The sequence below is a fragment of the Intrasporangium mesophilum genome (assembly GCF_054783095.1).
Genome location: NZ_BAAGRF010000012.1, coordinates 132047 through 147608 on the forward strand (window position 1 = coordinate 132047; position 15562 = coordinate 147608).

17 protein-coding genes are annotated in these 15562 nt (G+C 70.2%); 10 read left to right on the top strand and 7 right to left on the bottom strand.

All coding sequences use genetic code 11. The annotated features are described in order from the left end of the window. Window positions 1–19: 19 nt before the first annotated feature. Window positions 20–805 carry an isoprenyl transferase gene (locus tag ACYVLP_RS11320; protein WP_460627444.1) on the top strand — a complete coding sequence of 262 codons (786 nt, stop codon included), beginning with the start codon at window positions 20–22 and terminating at the stop codon, window positions 803–805. 35 nt (window positions 806–840) lie between these two features. Here ACYVLP_RS11320 and ACYVLP_RS11325 read toward each other — a convergent pair whose 3' ends face one another. Genes ACYVLP_RS11325 through ACYVLP_RS11345 form a run of 5 tightly spaced genes read right to left on the bottom strand, consistent with a single transcriptional unit; the run spans window position 841 to window position 4396 of the window. Then, entirely contained in the window at window positions 841–1242 is a 402-nt protein-coding gene (locus ACYVLP_RS11325) for a Fur family transcriptional regulator (protein ID WP_460627445.1), read from the bottom strand. After that, window positions 1239–2258: a metal ABC transporter permease gene (locus ACYVLP_RS11330; RefSeq protein WP_460627446.1), complete on the bottom strand. Its 1020-nt coding sequence runs from the start codon at window positions 2256–2258 to the stop codon at window positions 1239–1241. The genes ACYVLP_RS11325 and ACYVLP_RS11330 overlap by 4 nt, the downstream gene beginning before the upstream one ends. Next, window positions 2255–3127: a metal ABC transporter ATP-binding protein gene (locus ACYVLP_RS11335; RefSeq protein ID WP_460627447.1), complete on the bottom strand. Its 873-nt coding sequence runs from the start codon at window positions 3125–3127 to the stop codon at window positions 2255–2257. Before ACYVLP_RS11335 ends, ACYVLP_RS11330 begins: the two co-directional genes overlap by 4 nt. After that, window positions 3124–4065: a metal ABC transporter substrate-binding protein gene (locus ACYVLP_RS11340; protein ID WP_460627448.1), complete on the bottom strand. Its 942-nt coding sequence runs from the start codon at window positions 4063–4065 to the stop codon at window positions 3124–3126. Before ACYVLP_RS11340 ends, ACYVLP_RS11335 begins: the two co-directional genes overlap by 4 nt. 49 nt (window positions 4066–4114) lie before the next feature. Further along, a complete protein-coding gene (locus ACYVLP_RS11345; RefSeq protein WP_460627501.1) occupies window positions 4115–4396 on the bottom strand; it encodes a DUF6703 family protein in 282 nt (93 codons plus the stop codon). 165 nt (window positions 4397–4561) lie between these two features. Between ACYVLP_RS11345 and ACYVLP_RS11350 the strand changes: the two genes are divergently transcribed. The 3 genes from ACYVLP_RS11350 to ACYVLP_RS11360 all read left to right on the top strand — a co-directional run bounded on the left by ACYVLP_RS11350 (window position 4562) and on the right by ACYVLP_RS11360 (window position 7420). Then, complete coding sequence (locus ACYVLP_RS11350; RefSeq protein ID WP_460627449.1) at window positions 4562–5956, top strand: glycine--tRNA ligase; 1395 nt, start codon at window positions 4562–4564, stop codon at window positions 5954–5956. An 84-nt stretch (window positions 5957–6040) separates the two neighbouring features. Continuing rightward, complete coding sequence (locus tag ACYVLP_RS11355) at window positions 6041–6688, top strand: methyltransferase domain-containing protein (RefSeq protein ID WP_460627450.1); 648 nt, start codon at window positions 6041–6043, stop codon at window positions 6686–6688. Between the two features lie 90 nt (window positions 6689–6778). Further along, complete coding sequence (locus ACYVLP_RS11360) at window positions 6779–7420, top strand: hypothetical protein (protein ID WP_460627451.1); 642 nt, start codon at window positions 6779–6781, stop codon at window positions 7418–7420. 64 nt (window positions 7421–7484) lie between these two features. Here the strand turns inward: ACYVLP_RS11360 and ACYVLP_RS11365 are convergent, their stop codons facing one another. Continuing rightward, window positions 7485–8327, bottom strand: coding sequence for a sulfurtransferase (locus ACYVLP_RS11365; protein ID WP_460627452.1), 843 nt, complete (start codon window positions 8325–8327; stop codon window positions 7485–7487). 25 nt (window positions 8328–8352) lie between these two features. Between ACYVLP_RS11365 and ACYVLP_RS11370 the strand changes: the two genes are divergently transcribed. Beyond that, on the top strand, window positions 8353–9084 hold the full coding sequence (locus tag ACYVLP_RS11370) for an alpha/beta fold hydrolase (protein WP_460627453.1): 732 nt from the start codon (window positions 8353–8355) through the stop codon (window positions 9082–9084). Between the two features lie 19 nt (window positions 9085–9103). Beyond that, window positions 9104–10330, top strand: a complete 1227-nt coding sequence (gene dusB, locus ACYVLP_RS11375; protein ID WP_460627454.1) for a tRNA dihydrouridine synthase DusB — start codon at window positions 9104–9106, stop codon at window positions 10328–10330. Window positions 10331–10333: 3 nt separating this feature from the next. Here the strand turns inward: dusB and ACYVLP_RS11380 are convergent, their stop codons facing one another. Then, complete coding sequence (locus tag ACYVLP_RS11380; protein WP_460627455.1) at window positions 10334–11062, bottom strand: hypothetical protein; 729 nt, start codon at window positions 11060–11062, stop codon at window positions 10334–10336. Between the two features lie 69 nt (window positions 11063–11131). Here ACYVLP_RS11380 and ACYVLP_RS11385 point away from each other — a divergent pair, with 69 nt between their 5' ends. The 4 genes from ACYVLP_RS11385 to ACYVLP_RS11400 are packed head-to-tail and all read left to right on the top strand — an operon-like array spanning window position 11132 to window position 15540. Beyond that, window positions 11132–11770 carry a YdeI/OmpD-associated family protein gene (locus ACYVLP_RS11385; RefSeq protein ID WP_460627456.1) on the top strand — a complete coding sequence of 213 codons (639 nt, stop codon included), beginning with the start codon at window positions 11132–11134 and terminating at the stop codon, window positions 11768–11770. Window positions 11771–11816: 46 nt separating this feature from the next. Further along, window positions 11817–13046 (top strand): deoxyguanosinetriphosphate triphosphohydrolase, encoded by a 1230-nt coding sequence (locus ACYVLP_RS11390; RefSeq protein WP_460627457.1) that lies wholly within the window; start codon window positions 11817–11819, stop codon window positions 13044–13046. A gap of 50 nt (window positions 13047–13096) precedes the next feature. Next, the gene (gene dnaG / locus ACYVLP_RS11395; RefSeq protein WP_460627458.1) at window positions 13097–15022 is read left to right on the top strand and encodes a DNA primase; all 1926 of its coding nucleotides are present in this window, start codon (window positions 13097–13099) and stop codon (window positions 15020–15022) included. Next, a complete protein-coding gene (locus tag ACYVLP_RS11400; RefSeq protein WP_460627459.1) occupies window positions 15022–15540 on the top strand; it encodes a hypothetical protein in 519 nt (172 codons plus the stop codon). Before dnaG ends, ACYVLP_RS11400 begins: the two co-directional genes overlap by 1 nt. Window positions 15541–15562 lie beyond the last annotated feature (22 nt).

The window sequence follows — 15562 nt, forward strand, 5'->3', positions numbered from 1 at the left end:
GCGACCTCGACGGAGACCCATGACCCCGCCCTACGCCAGGCCCTTCGCGCACCCGTCCGGCGCCACGCCGCCGACGATCCCGAGCGGGCTGCTGCCGCGCCACGTGGCCATCGTCATGGACGGCAACGGCCGCTGGGCGAACCAGCGCGGCCTGCCGCGGACGAAGGGCCACGAGGCCGGGGAGGCATCACTGCTCGACGTGGTCGCCGGGGCCATCGAGGTCGGGGTGACCCATCTGTCGGCCTACGCGTTCTCGACCGAGAACTGGCGCCGCTCGCCGGACGAGGTGCGTTTCCTCATGGGGTTCAACCGTGACGTGATCCGGCGGCGACGGGACCAGCTGCACGAGTGGGGCGTCCGGATGCGCTGGGTCGGCCGAACGCCGCGCCTGTGGAGGTCGGTGGTCAAGGAGCTCGAGATCGCCCAGGAGCTCACGAAGCACAACACCGGGCTCACGCTCTACTTCTGCGTGAACTACGGCGGTCGCGCGGAGCTGGCCGATGCGGTGCAGCGAATCGCCTACGACGCCAAGGCAGGTCGGCTCAAGCCCAGCGGCGTCGACGAGCGGACCATCCAGCGCTACCTCGAGGAGCCGACGATGCCTGACGTCGACCTGTTCGTCAGGTCGTCGGGTGAGCAGCGCACGAGCAACTTCCTGCTGTGGCAGTCGGCCTATGCCGAGATGGTGTTCCAGAACCGGCTCTGGCCGGACTACGACCGGCGTGACCTCTGGTCCGCGATCGAGGAGTACGTCGCGCGCGACCGCCGGTACGGCGGAGCGGTCGACACGCCCCGGAGCCGCTGAGCCACCCGGTCGTCGTCACCGCACGCGGCGTTCGGTCAGGTGGGAGGACTGCAGTCGGCGCAGGTGCCGAAGATCTCCAGGCTGTGGGTCACGCCGGTGAAGCCGTGCTCGCTCGCCACCTGGTCGGCCCAGCTCTCGACGGTGGGCCCCTCGACCTCGACCGTCTTGCCACACTCCCGGCACACCAGGTGATGGTGGTGGTGGTTCGAGCAGGCGCGGTAGACGGCCTCGCCGTCGTCGGTGCGCAGCACGTCGACCGTGCCGGCCTCGACCATCGACTGGAGGGCGCGGTAGACGGTCGCGAGCCCGACACCCTCGCCCGCCTCGCGGAGCCGCGCATGCACGGTCTGGGCGGAGGTGAAGTCGTCGGTGTGCTCGAGAAGCTCGGCGACGGCCACCTGCTGCCGGGTGGGTCGCCGGCTCGTCGTGCCGCTCATCGTCCGCCTCCGGTCGTCGAGGTCGTGCTCGGTTCGTGCATGTGCGAGGTCAGCTCGCCATGCTCGTCGTAGTGGCCCTCGTGGGCGGCATGCAGGTGCCCGTCGTGGACGTAGTCGACATGGTCTCCGTGGGTGATGGCCCGGTGACCGCACTCGACGCCGTGCTCGTGCGGATGGCGCTCGGCCATGGCGTGGCGCCGGTTGCGCATCCGGGCCGCCACGGTGGTGCTCACCGCGGTGACGATGAAGAGCGCTACCGCGAGCAGGACGATGGTGCCGCCCGACGGTGTGTCGAGCGGGTAGGAGAGGACGACCCCACCGACGGACGACACGAGGCCGAAGGCGATGGCCCAGCGCAGCCCGCTGCTGAACGACCGGGCCACGAGCTGGGCGGTCGCGTTCGGGACGATCATCAGCGCGCTGATGAGCAGCAGGCCGACGACGCGCATCGCCACGACGACCGTCGTCGCGGTGAGGACGGCGAGCACGATGTTGAGCGGCAGTACCGGGATGCCGACCGCGCGGGCGTACTCCTCGTCGTTGGCCACCGCGAACAGTCGAGGGCGCAGTGCCCAGGTGGTCACCGAGATGATGACGGCCAGGGCCGCGAACACGTAGAGGTCGCTGCGCTGGGTCGTCAGGATCGACCCGAAGAGGTACTTCATGAGGTTGGCCGGAGTGCCCTCGGGCGACCTGCTGATGATGACCACGCCCGCCGCGATGCCGCCGTAGAAGATCACCGCCAGGGCGACGTCCCCGTTGGTGCGGCCACGGGCTCGCAGCAGCTCGATGACGACGGCGGCCAGCACGGCCGCGACGAGAGCGGTGAGCACCGGAGCGGCACCGGTGACGAGTCCGATCGCGACTCCGGCGAGAGCGACGTGGCCCATGCCGTCGCCGATGAGGGACAGCCGCCGCTGGACGAGGAAGATCCCAACCATCGGAGCGACCGTCCCGACGAGCAGGGCCGCGATGAGGGCGCGCTGCATGAAGTCCACGGTGAGCACGTCGATCATGGCCGGCCTCCTGGGATCTCCCGCGCGTCGAGCGGGCCGTGCGGCAGCGACCGTGCCATCGGGTGCGAGCCACCGTTGTCATGGCCGTCGAGCTCGTCGTCGTGGTGGTGGCTGTCGTGGTCGTGGTGGACGGCGCCTCGCGCGACGGCATACTGCTGCGGCGTCCCGTCGAAGCGGATGCGGCCTGCGTCCACCACGACGATCCGGGTGATGAGACGCTCGAGGGCTCCGAGCTCGTGGGTGACGACGACCATCGTCACGCCGCCGTCGATGAGGCGCTCGAGCACGTCGGCGAGGACGTGCTGGTTGGCCGCGTCCACCCCAGCGGTGGGCTCATCCATGATGAGCACATCGGGCTGCGCGGCCAGCGCCCTGGCGATGAGGACGCGACGTTGCTGGCCCCCCGAGAGGGTGCTCACCTCCGTCGCTGCCCGGTCCGCCAGCCCGACCACCTCGAGGGAGCGCGCGACGATCTGGCGGTCGGTGGCCCGGAGGCGGCCCAGCCAGCCGATGCGGGGGAGCCGGCCGGTCGAGACGATCTCCTCGGCCGTGGCCCGCACGGACGCCGAGAGGGTATGCCGCTGCGGCACGTAGCCGATCCGGGCGCGGTCGCGCACGTCGTCGCTGGGCACCCCGAAGAGGGTGACCTGGCCGGCGACCCGGTCGTTGAGGCCGAGGATGCCCTTCATGAGGGTGGACTTGCCGGACCCGTTGGGCCCGACGACCGCGACGATCTCGCCGCGGCGGACGGTGAGGGTGGCATCGGAGAGCACGGCGCGGTCGCCGTAGCCGAAGCTCGCTCCGGCCAGGTCGATGACGGCCTCTCCGGTCGGCGCGGTGCCTGCGGCACGAAGCGGTGGAGCGGTCACTGGCAGCCCAGTCCTTTCTGGAGCGCGGCGAGGTTGCTGTGCATCACCTCGAAGTAGTCCTTGCCCGCCGAGGCGTCCGTGATCCCCTCGACGGGGTCGAGCGTCGCGAGAGTGGCGCCGGTCGTGGTGGCGACGGTCTGGGCGAGGTGCGGCTCGACCAGCGTCTCCTGGAAGATCGTCGTGACGCCCTCGGCGCGGACGAGGTCGGCCACCTGCTTGAGCGCCGCGGCGCTGGGCTCGGCGTCCGGGCTGACACCGGTGATGCCGTGCTGCTCGAGGCCGTAGCGCTCGGCGAGGTAGCCGAAGGCCGCGTGGCTGGTCACGAGCACGTGCGAGCGGCAGGTCTGCAGGCCCCTGGTCAGGTCGGTGTCGAGTGCGGTGAGCCGGTCGACGAACGCCTCGGTGTTCTTGGCATACGTCGCGGCGTTGGCCGGGTCGACCTGCGAGAGCCGGGCGCCGATCGCCTTGGCCACAGCGGCATACCGCTGGGGGTCGAGCCAGAAGTGCGGGTCGGCACCGGCGTGGTCGTGCTCTGCGTGCTCGTCGGCGGTCTCGCCCTCGTGCTCGTCAGTGCCCGTCAGGTCCAGGTCGGCCGCGCCGGCCACGTCGAGGACGGCGGACGGGTCGACCTGGACCATCGCGTCGTCGACCGCCGGCTGGAAGCCGTCGGCGTAGACGACCAGGCGTGCCTTGGTCATCCCGGCAACGTCCTGTGGTGTCAGCTCGAGGTCGTGCGGCTCAGCGCCGGGCTTGGTCAGGACACTGACCGGGAGGGCGCCGCCGGTGATCTGCTGGGCGGCGAACTGGATCGGGTAGAACGAGGTGACTATGGCGCCCTCGGGGCTGCTGGCCGCGCTGTCGCAGGCGGCGCTCGCGCCAACGATGGCCGCACCGGCCGCGAGGGCTGCAAGCAGTCGGGCGGGCCGGTGGAGGGTCATGGTGACCATCATTCTCGAAGTGAGAATGATTGTCAAAACCGTTCTTGGGTCAGCTGGGGATGATCTTCACGAGCGCAACGGCCAGGGCGAGCACGAGGACGGCAGCGCGCATGAGGCGCTCGGGAAGGGTCAGGCGCGTCCACGTGAGGTAGAGCAGCCACCCGACGAACGCCGACACGAGCAGGAACGCGATACCGCCCCAGGGTCGCGGCGCGACGATGCCGACGACGAGCACGACGACGAAGACGGTGACCGAGACGGCTCGCGGCAGGGCGTTGAGGCGCTCGAGAAGGGGGTACGACGCGTGCTCGACCCGGGAACGGAAGCTCATGCTCACGTGAGCAGGGTAGGGCAGTCGGCGACCACGGACGCAGCGGGCAGCCGCGCAGCGGGTGAGCACCGGGTGTGCACCGGGTGATCCGCGGGTGCCCGCGGTGTGCGGTCGTGCAGCGGGCGCACGCCGGTGCAGCGTCCCGGGACAGATAACCTATCCCGCATGGCCAAGCAGACATCCATCGTGGACACCGTCGTCAGCCTCTGCAAGCGCAGAGGTTTCGTCTTCCCCAGCGGTGAGATCTACGGAGGCACTCGTTCTGCCTGGGACTACGGCCCGCTTGGCGTCGAGCTCAAGGAGAACATCCGCCGCCAGTGGTGGAAGGCGATGGTGACGAGTCGCGACGACGTCGTCGGCCTCGACTCCTCGATCATCCTTCCGCGGGAGACGTGGGTCGCGTCGGGCCACGTCGGCACGTTCACCGACCCCCTGGTCGAGTGCCTCAACTGCCACCGCCGCCGTCGCGCCGACCACCTTCAGGAGGCGTACGCGGAGAAGAAGGGACTGCTCGATCCCGACTCGATCCCGATGACGGACATCACGTGCCCCGACTGCGGCACCAAGGGCCGGTGGACCGAGCCTCGCGAGTTCAACATGATGCTCAAGACCTACCTCGGCGTCATCGAGGACGAGACCGGGCTGCACTACCTGCGCCCCGAGACGGCCCAGGGCATCTTCGTCAACTTCAACAACGTCATGCAGGCGGCCCGGAAGAAGCCGCCGTTCGGCATCGCGCAGACCGGCAAGAGCTTCCGCAACGAGATCACCCCGGGCAACTTCATCTTCCGCACACGCGAGTTCGAGCAGATGGAGATGGAGTTCTTCGTCAAGCCGGGCGAGGACGAGGAGTGGCACCAGTACTGGATCGACGAGCGCACCCGGTGGTACACCGATCTCGGCATCAAGTCGGAGAACCTTCGCCACTTCGAGCACCCGAAGGACAAGCTGTCGCACTACTCGAGCCGCACCGTCGACATCGAGTACCGCTTCAACTTCGTCGGTTCCGAGTGGGGCGAGCTCGAGGGCATCGCCAACCGCACCGACTTCGACCTCGGCACGCACTCGCGCCACTCTGGCACCGACCTGGTCTACTTCGACCAGACGACCGGCGAGAAGTACACCCCGTACGTCATCGAGCCGGCAGCCGGCCTGTCGCGGTCCCTCATGACGTTCCTCGTCGACGCATATGCCGAGGACGAGGCGCCGAACACCAAGGGCGGCGTCGACAAGCGAGTGGTGCTGCGGCTCGACCCACGGCTCGCCCCGGTCAAGGCGGCGGTCCTGCCGCTGTCGCGCAACGCCGACCTGTCGCCGAAGGCGCGTGACCTCGCCGCGCAGCTGCGCCGCCACTGGAACATCGAGTTCGACGACGCCGGCGCCATCGGCAAGCGGTACCGCCGTCAGGACGAGATCGGTACGCCGTTCTGCATCACGGTCGACTTCGACACGCTCGACGACCATGCCGTGACCGTGCGCGAGCGCGACACGATGGCGCAGGAGCGCATCTCGCTGGAGAAGGTCGAAGGCTGGCTCGCCCAGCGCCTCGTCGGCTGCTGAACCCGTCGGACCCACCGGGAATGCCGTCCGCCACCTGAGCGGTATGGCCTTCCCGGTGGTGTCCGGGCGGGAAATACTGCGTCCATGAGCTGCTGCGAGCCTGGCCGGTACGACCGCATGTTCGGCACCGGGTTCTCCCGGCATCTGGCACGGCGCTATCGCCGACGTGGCCTGGACCGCACGGCAGCGCGGATGGTCGAATTCCTCACGTCGCACGGCGTCGAGGGCGCATCCGTGCTCGAGATCGGCGGTGGCGTCGGGGACATCCAGCTGGAGCTGTTGCGCCGCGGCGCCGCGCGGGCCACGAGTCTGGAGCTGGCCGGCTCGTATGACGCCGACGCGGCGGCGCTCGCCGACGAGGCCGGGATGACCGAGCGCATCAGCCGGCGCCGCGTCGACCTCGCGAGCTCGCCGGAGGCCGTCGAGGCCCACGACATCGTGGTCCTGCACCGGGTGGTCTGCTGCTATCCGGACTACGAGCGCCTGCTCGGCGCCGCGGCGGATCATGCGCAGCGTCTGCTCGTGTTCAGCCACCCACCGCGCAACGTGCTGAGCCGCAGCCTCACCTCGGTTCAGAACCAGTTCTTCCGGCTGCGCGGCATGACGTTCCGGACCTACGTCCACGACCCGGCCGCCATGAGGGGCGTCGCGGGGCGGGGAAACCTCGCGGTGAGCTACAGCCACCGCGGGGCGGCCTGGCACATCGTCGGTCTGAGCAGCGGGCCTTCGTGAGATGTGGAGTGTTGTCGTCACCAGGGCAGCCAGAATCCTCCACAGCCGGACCGGACAAGGCCCCAGCCTGGGGATGAGCTCGTCGTTCCGGTGACGCGGCGACCTGTCTCCTCGCCGGGTCTGGTCGTCGTGAGGGGCCGCCATGCCGTCGAGCGCACGCACTACCGCGAATGGCCGCCACGGGTAGACCTGGACCACACCGTCTTCGACCTGGCCCAGGGTCACCCACTCGATCGAGCCGTCGGGCTGATCGCGAAGGCGGTCCAGTCACATCGGACGACAGTTCGCAACCTTCGGCTGGCGCTCGAGCAGCGACCCACCCAGACCCACCACGCGGTCCTCCGTGAAGTGCTGTCGGACGTCGAGTCGGGTGTGGAGAGCAGTGCCGAGCGGCGATACGTCAACGACGTCGAGCGCGCTCACGGTCTTCCCGCTGCAGCGCGCCAGGTGTGGTCGGGGCCGTGGCGGTGTGACAACGAGTACGAACCGGTCAGGGTCAAGGTCGAGGTGGACGGGCGGCTCGGCCATGCCGGATGGAGCGGGCAACAGCGCGACGGTCGCCGTGACCGTCATCACGCGGTCGGCGGATGGCTCACGCTGCGCGTGTTCTGGCCAGACGTTGCCGCGACTCCGTGTGAGACCGCCGAGGAGCTGTCGGCTGTGTTTCGGGTCCGAGGCTGGCACGGGCGGGCGGCGCGGTGTCGCAGGACCACCTGTGGCGTTCGGCCCTGAAGGGTGTGGAGGTTCGTGGATGCTAGGGCAACCACAAACCTCCACGGACGGCAGGTGGAGGGTTTCAGCCCGGGTCGGAGCCGGTCGCCACTGGGTGCGACGGGTCTCGGATCCACTCGCTCCACGACCCGGGATAGAGGGTCGCGTCGACGCCGAGCTCGGCGAGCGCCAGGGCGTGGTGGGTCGCGGTGACACCCGAGCCGCAGTAGACGCCCACCGGTCCTCCCTCGTAGGAGAAGGCAGCCCAGTGTTCGGCCAGGTCGTCGCGAAAGGTTCCGTCCCGGCTCACCCACTCGGTGGTGGGAGAGCTGACCGCACCCGGGATGTGCCCGGCGACCGGGTCGATCGGCTCGACCTCGCCGGCATACCTCTGTGCGGCTCGGGCATCGAGCAGCAGCCCCTCGCGGGCCACGCGTGCGGCGCCCTCGGCGTCGAGGGTGGGCAGCGAGCCGGGCTGCACGACCATGTCGCCGTGCCGGTCCACGGGCTCGACGGTGCTCACGGGCAGACCTGCTGCCACCCAGGCGGCATACCCGCCGTCGAGCACTCGAACGTCGGGAACCCCCGCCCAGCGCAGCACCCACCAGGCGCGCGCGGCGGCCTGTGAGTCCCTGGCGTCGTAGGCGACGACCCGGCTGGTCGAGGTGATGCCGCTGCGCCGCAGCGCCCGCTCGACCACCGCGGGGTCTGGCAGCGGATGCCGACCGCCCTCGCCGGGCGGCCCGGCGAGCTCGGTGTCGAGGTCGACGAAGAAGGCTCCCGGCACGTGCCCCGCGTCGTAGTCCGGTCGGCCCACGGCGCCCACGTCGTCGGCAGCGCGTCCAGCGGTGAGGACCCAGCGCACGTCGAGCACGACGACGTTCTCGAGCTCATGGGCCAGCTCAGGCGCGGAGATCAGATGCGTCACGGCCCCATCGTGGCATCCTCGCCCTGTGGCTGCTCGCCTGGTCCTGGTGCACGGGTCCCGCCTGTCCAGCGCGCAGTGGGCACCCCAGCTGCCGCTTCTGCGAACGAGTGTCGAGGTGACCCTCGTCGACCTGCCCGGACACGGCCGACGGGCCGAGGAGCCCTTCACGCTCGACCGCTGTGTCGAGGTGATCGACGAGGCGGTCCGTGCGGCGTCCGGCAGTGAGGCGGTGGTCCTCGTCGGTCATTCGCTCGGCGGCTATGCCGCGATGACGTATGCCGCCCGGCACCCTTGCGCGCTCAGCGGCCTCGTGCTCGCGGGAGCCTCAGCGACCCCGACGGGGCCTGGGGCCGCGGTCTACCGCCGCGTCGCGTGGCTGACCGACCGGCTGGGACCGGCGCGCATGACCCGGGTCAACGACCGGGTGCTGCGGCGCCTCTACCCGGCGGACCGGATCGAGGCCGTCATCGCGGGCGGCTACTACTTCACGCCCACGGCAGCGGCGTGGAGCGAGGTCATGGCAACGTGCCGGCCCTCGATGCTCTCGGGGGTCGAGTGCCCCGTGCTTCTGCTGAACGGTCAGTTCGACCAGTTCCGTTGGGGGGCAAGGGCTTTCGAACGTGCATGCCCACGCGCCCACGTGGAGATCATCCGGCACGCAAGCCACCTGTCGAACCTGGACCAGCCTCAGGCCTTCGCGGACGCCCTGCTTCGGTTCGTCAGCAAGGTCGTCACCGATTCGGATCCGCACCCATGATTTGCGAGAATCGACGGCTGTGAGTGACGTCCTGACCCAGCCTGCGCCCGGCAGCCCGGTGCTGCCGCCCCTGCACGTCGGCCGTCACGTGATCGAGTCGCCAGTGGTGCTCGCCCCGATGGCCGGGATCACCAACCGCGCGTTCCGCCGCCTGTGCCGCGAGTACGGCAACGAGGGGACCGCCCTCGGCGCAGCGAGCGGTGCGAGCGGCGCGACCAGCCTCTACGTCAGCGAGATGATCACGAGCCGCGCCCTCGTCGAGCGCACGCCGGAGTCGATGCGGCTCATCGAGCACGATCCCGACGAGAGCCCCCGCTCGATCCAGCTCTACAGCGTCGACCCGGCCACCGCCCGTGCAGCGGCGCGGATGCTCGTCACCGAGGACCGCGCCGACCACATCGACCTCAACTTCGGCTGCCCCGTGCCCAAGGTGACGCGCAAGGGTGGCGGCTCTGCCTTGCCGTGGAAGAGAGACCTCTTCCGGCGGATCGTCGGAGCCGTCGTCGAGGAGGGCGCCAAACGTGACATTCCGGTCACGGTGAAGATGCGCAAGGGCATCGACGACGACCATCTGACGTTCCTCGAAGCGGGCCTCGCGGCTGAGCAGGAGGGTGTCGCTGCCGTCGCCCTGCATGGGCGCACCGCTGCGCAGGCCTACTCCGGCACCGCCGACTGGAGTGCCATCAAAGCCCTCAAGGAGACCGTGACCACAGTCCCGGTGCTGGGCAACGGTGACATCTGGTCAGCCGAGGACGCGCTGCGCATGGTCGAGGAGACGGGATGCGACGGCGTCGTGGTCGGCCGTGGCTGCCTCGGCCGGCCATGGCTGTTCACCGACCTCGCTGCCGCGTTCTCGGGAAGCGCCACGCGGGTGACGCCCAGCCTCGGCGAGGTCGCCGACACGCTCCGGACGCACACGGCATACCTCTGCGACTTCTACGGCGAGGAAGACCGCGCGTGCCGTGACATCCGCAAGCACATCGCGTGGTACCTCAAGGGGTTCCCGGCCGGCTCGACCGTGCGGAGCTCTCTGGCGCTCGTGGACTCGATGGCTGCGCTGGACCGGCTGCTGTCCACGCTCGACCGCGACGCGCCCTGGCCGGGCGAAGCCGCCGAGGGGCAGCGAGGGCGCGCCGGGTCGTCGCGCACGGTGGCTCTGCCGGACCGCTGGCTGGAGTCGCGCGACCTTTCGGAGGAGCACGAGCGCACGATCGCCGAGGCGGAGCTCTCGGTCAGCGGCGGCTGAGCGTCAGCGGATCCACACGGTGAGCGGGCCGATCCGCTCGCAGCCGGCCGCTACCGCGGCGGCCAGGCTGTCGCCGGCCTCCCAGCCGACCAGGGGTATGCCGTCCACCACCTCGTGCGCCGCGGCCGCAGCGCCACGCCAGGTGCGTTCCGGATCGCCTCCGTCCGAGTCGAAGAGGTTGCTCACGCCCGCGACTCCGCCGGTGATGTTCACGATGCAGCCCGCGACGATGTCCCCGCCGGGGTGACTGCGCGCCGCAAGGACGTGGACGCCGGGCTCGAGGAGCAGGTCCGGACGCAGGACGGCCAGAGCATCCTCGTCGCTGGCCCACGCCCGGACCCAGTGCGCGAAGTCATCCGCGGATCCCACGGGCTCCCAGCGACGGCCGTCACCTGACCGAGCCTGGCCCGGCCCCAGCCAGACCCACTCGCCGACGACGAGCCGCGCGAAGTCCTCGACCGTCAGGTCGAGCCGTGACCAGCTGTCCTTGACCGAGCAGCCGTCGGAGCTGTCGAGCCGGGCGAGCAGGTCGTACTCGTCGACGTCGGGGGACAGGGTGACGGCATCGGGGTAGTACGGCGGCGTCCGAGTCGGGACGCTCCAGGCATCGGCGGTCATCGAACCACGCAGACGGTGCGTCCGGCACACGGCGTCGCACCACAACGCGTTGTTCCGGGCTGCCAGCAGGACGCGGTCGGCGAGTCGGTCTGGGGGTGGGGTGATCGCTGCCACGCGACGATCCTGCTCGCAGCCGGTCCGATACGCATCCGGGTTGTCGGATGTGGCTGGCAGGATCGGTCCATGCGTGAGGGTGGATCGGGCGAGCGGCCGGCGATGTTCTTCGACGACGAGGAGGACTTCCGGCAGTGGCTCGAGGCCAACCACGAGACAGCCACGGAGCTGTGGATGGGCCTGAACAAGAAGCACGTCGAGCCGCGCGGGCTCACGTGGGAGCAGGCTGTCCGTGAGGCCCTCTGCTTCGGCTGGATCGACTCGATGGCCCAGCGGATCGACGAGGACGCGGTGCGCCAGCGGTGGACGCCGCGCAAGCCGGGCAGCAACTGGAGCACCATCAACATCAACGCGGTCGAGGAGCTGACGGCGGCCGGACGGATGCGGCCCGCGGGGCTGGCTGCGTTCGAGAAGCGCCGCGCCGACCGTTCGGGCATCTATGCCTACGAGAACCGCGAGCGCACCTGGCCCGCGGAGTACGAGGCGATGCTGAGAGCGGATTCGGTCGCATCGGCGTTCTGGGACGCTGCGACAGCGTCCTACCGGAAGCTCGCGACGAACTGGGTCGTGACCGCCAAGCAGCAGGCGACTCGCGACAAGCGGATGGCCGAGCTCGTCGCGGACTGCGCCGGCCTGAGACTCATCAAGACCCAGCGCTATGGCACCGAACCGGCCTGGGTGGCCAAGGCGCGTGCCGCGCTGTCCTGAGCGTTCTGCGCAGCTTCTCGTCTGCCGCGCACCCTAGAGTCGGGGGGTGGGCTACGAGGGTCGAGATCGGGAGCGCTGGGTCACAGAGGACCCTGCCCAGAAACGCGCGGACCGCGACGACTTCGCGCGCGACCGGGCCCGCGTGGTGCACTCGTCCGCCCTGCGTCGCCTCGCGGCGAAGACCCAGGTGCTCGCGCCCGGACAGGACGACTTCGTGCGCAACCGGCTGACGCACTCGCTGGAGGTCGCCCAGATCGGCCGCGAGTTCGGTGCCGCCCTCGGTTGCAACGCCGACGTCGTCGACACCGCCTGCCTGTCCCATGACCTCGGGCACCCGCCGTTCGGGCACAACGGCGAGACCGTGCTCGACGAGATCGCCCGTGACATAGGCGGTTTCGAGGGCAACGCTCAGACCCTGCGGATCCTGACCAGGCTCGAGGCGAAGCGGGCTCGTCCGGACGGCACGCCGGCCGGGCTCAACCTCACCAGGGCCAGTCTCGATGCCTCGACGAAGTATCCGTGGCAGCGCGGCGAGGCGCCTTACGAGACAACGAAGTTCGGCGTCTATCCATCGGATCTGCCTGTCTTCGACTGGATCCGTGCTGGCGCCGAGCCAGCGAGCCGCTGCCTCGAAGCCCAGGTCATGGACTGGTCCGATGACGTGGCCTACTCGGTGCACGACGTCGAGGACGCCATCGCCTCGGGATGGCTCGACCCACACATCCTCTTCTCGTCAGACATGGCAGCGGTCATCGATGTCGCGGGCCGCACGTACGCTCCGGACCTCGGCACCGACGTGCTCGCAGCGGCGCTGGAACGCCTGCTCGCGTCGGGAGCCGTCCCAACGGCATACGACGGGTCCCGCCACGACCTCTCGCGGCTCAAGGACATGACGAGCCGTCTCATCGGGCACTTCGTGCTCGTCGTGGAGAGGGCAACCCGCGACAAGCACGGGCCGGGCGACCTCTGCCGCTTCGAGGCGGACCTGGTCGTCCCCGACGAGACGCGGGCCGAGTGCTCGGTGCTCAAGGCGGTCGCGAACTACTTCGTCATGACGACGGACGAGCGCCTTCGCGTCCTGTCCGAGCAGCGCGACGTCGTCCGTGCGCTTGTCGAGCTGTATGCCGTCCGGCCCGAGGAGCGGCTCGACGCAGCGTTCAGAGCGGACCACTCCGCTGCGGCCGACGACGCGGGTCGCCTTCGCGCCGTGGTCGACCAGGTCGCCTCGCTCACGGACCTGCGCGCGCTGGCCCTCCACAGGCAGTGGGGCGGCTGACCGGGCTCCCGCTGCAGACGACCTAGAATCGCCACAGCGTAAGGAGGCAGATGGCGGGGCTGATCAACAGCGAGGACATCGCGGCTGTCAAAGCGCGGTCGTCCATCGAGGACGTCGTGCGCGAGTACGTCACGCTCCGTCCCGCCGGCCCCGGGTCGCTCAAGGGTCTCTGTCCGTTCCACGACGAGAAGACGCCGTCGTTCAACGTCCGCCCCGCCGTCGGGGCCTGGCACTGCTTCGGGTGCCAGGAGGGCGGCGACGTCATCTCCTTCGTCCAGAAGATCGACCACCTCAGCTTCTCCGAGGCCGTCGAGCGGCTCGCGCAGAAGCTCGGGCTGGAGCTGCGCTACGAGGACGGCGGCTCACGCCCGCGTGACGAGGGCATCGGGCGCCGGACCCGGCTCGTCGAGGCCCACCGGGTCGCCCAGGAGTTCTATGCCGACGCACTCCTCCTGCCGGGAGCGCGGGCGGGTCGTGACTTCATGCGGGCGCGGGGTTTCGACGGCAAGGTCGCCAAGCATTTCGGCGTCGGCTTCGCGCCCCGCGGTGGCGAGGACCTCGTGCGCCACCTGCGCTCGAAGGGCTTCACCGACGACGAGCTCGTGACCGGCGGCCTGGCCGGCCGCGGCTCCCGCGGGCTGTACGACCGGTTCCGCGGCCGCCTGGTCTGGCCGATCCGCGACATCACCGGCGACACCGTCGGGTTCGGCGCGCGACGGCTCTACGACGACGACCGCATCGAGGCCAAGTACCTCAACACCTCCGAGACGCCCATCTACAAGAAGTCGACCGTGCTCTACGGGCTCGACCTAGCGAAGAAGAAGATCTCGACAGAGCGGCAGGCGGTCGTGGTCGAGGGCTACACCGACGTGATGGCGTGCCACCTCGCGGGCGTCGAGACAGCGGTGGCGACCTGTGGCACCGCCTTCGGCGCCGACCACATCAAGGTGCTGCGGCGGATCATGCGTGACGAGGCCGATCGCGCCCCGGCCAAGGTCATCTTCACCTTCGACGGTGACGCCGCGGGCCAGAAGGCGGCCATGCGCGCGTTCGCCAACGACCAGAAGTGGGCGTCGCAGTCCTTCGTCGCTGTCGAGAAGTCTGGCAAGGACCCATGCGAGCTGCGCCAGGCCGGTGGCGACCCGGCGGTCCAGGCGCTCATCGAGGACGCCGTGCCGATGTTCGAGTTCGCGGTGCGGACGACCATCAAGCGCTTCGACCTCGGCACGGCGGAGGGACGCATCCAGGCCGTGCGGGCCGTGGCGCCGATCGTGGCCTCGATCCGCGACCGGTCGCTGCGGCCCGAGTACACGCGCGAGGTCGCCGGGCTGCTCGGACTCGAGGTGGAGCAGGTGGCCTCCGAGGTGTCCCGCGCCGGCCGCATCAAGGTCGACGACGACCGCCCGTCGGCGCACGAGCGGGCAGCGACCCGTGACGACGTCGAGCCGGCCCTCGCGGACACTGCTGGCGCCCTACCCGTGCCGGACCGGCGTGACCCGGTGGTGCTGGCCGAACGGCAGCTGCTCCAGGTGCTCCTGCAGTTCCCGACGGTGTTTCGGGCCGGCGCGATCGACCTGCTCACGGCGGAGTCCTTCTCGGCCCCGGCACACCGCGCGGTGTTCGACGGCATCCGGATCGCCCAGAGTGCCGGCGACCGCGCCAACGCCCAGTCCTGGACCTCAGCCGTGACCGAGGCCGCCGCAACGCCCGTTGCGGGCCTGGTCAGCGAGCTCGCCGTCGACACGTTGCCCACCCGGATGGACCCCGCGACCGGGCTGCCGACCTCGCGCTACGTCGACGAGCTCTTCGACCGCGTGCGCACGATCGCCCTGACCCGACAGATCGCGGACGCGATGAGCGAGATGCGACGCCTGGACCATGCCGACCAGCCTGAGCCGGAGCGCACGCGAGAGCTCGGCGTTCGACTGCAGGCCCTTCAGCGTGAGCTGGCCGAGATCAAGGCGGCGATGAGCTGATGGCCCTGTTCGAGAAGCGGCGCCGGCCGCCGCTGCCCGACGGTGTGCGCGAGGCGGTGCCACTCGACGGCACGGAGCGGGTGCTGGCGTGGGCCCAGGACGAGTCGAGCGGTGGTCATATCGTCGCGACGACCCACCACCTGGCGTTCGTCAGGTCCGATGGCCAGCTCCTGTGGCAGCGGCCGTGGCACGAGGTCGAGTCCGGCACCTGGCAGGGCGACTCGTCGCTGCTCACGGTGATCTGGGTCGACCACCGCAACCCGGCGCAGTGGCGGGTGACCGAGCCGTCCCTGATCCAGCAGGCGCTGCGTGAGCGGATCCAGGCCAGCGTCGTCGTCATCGACGAGTTCCGCACTCCGAGCCGTCGATCGGTGCGTCTCGTGATCCGTCAGGACCTGGCCACGGGGTCGCTGCTCGAGCAGACGATCCCCGGTAAGGGCGCCGATCTGAGCGACCCTGTCGTCGCGGCCGAGGCCGCGTCGCGGATGGCCCGTCTGCGCTCTGAAGTGGGGCTCTGAGAGGCCCCGAAGCACTCGAGCT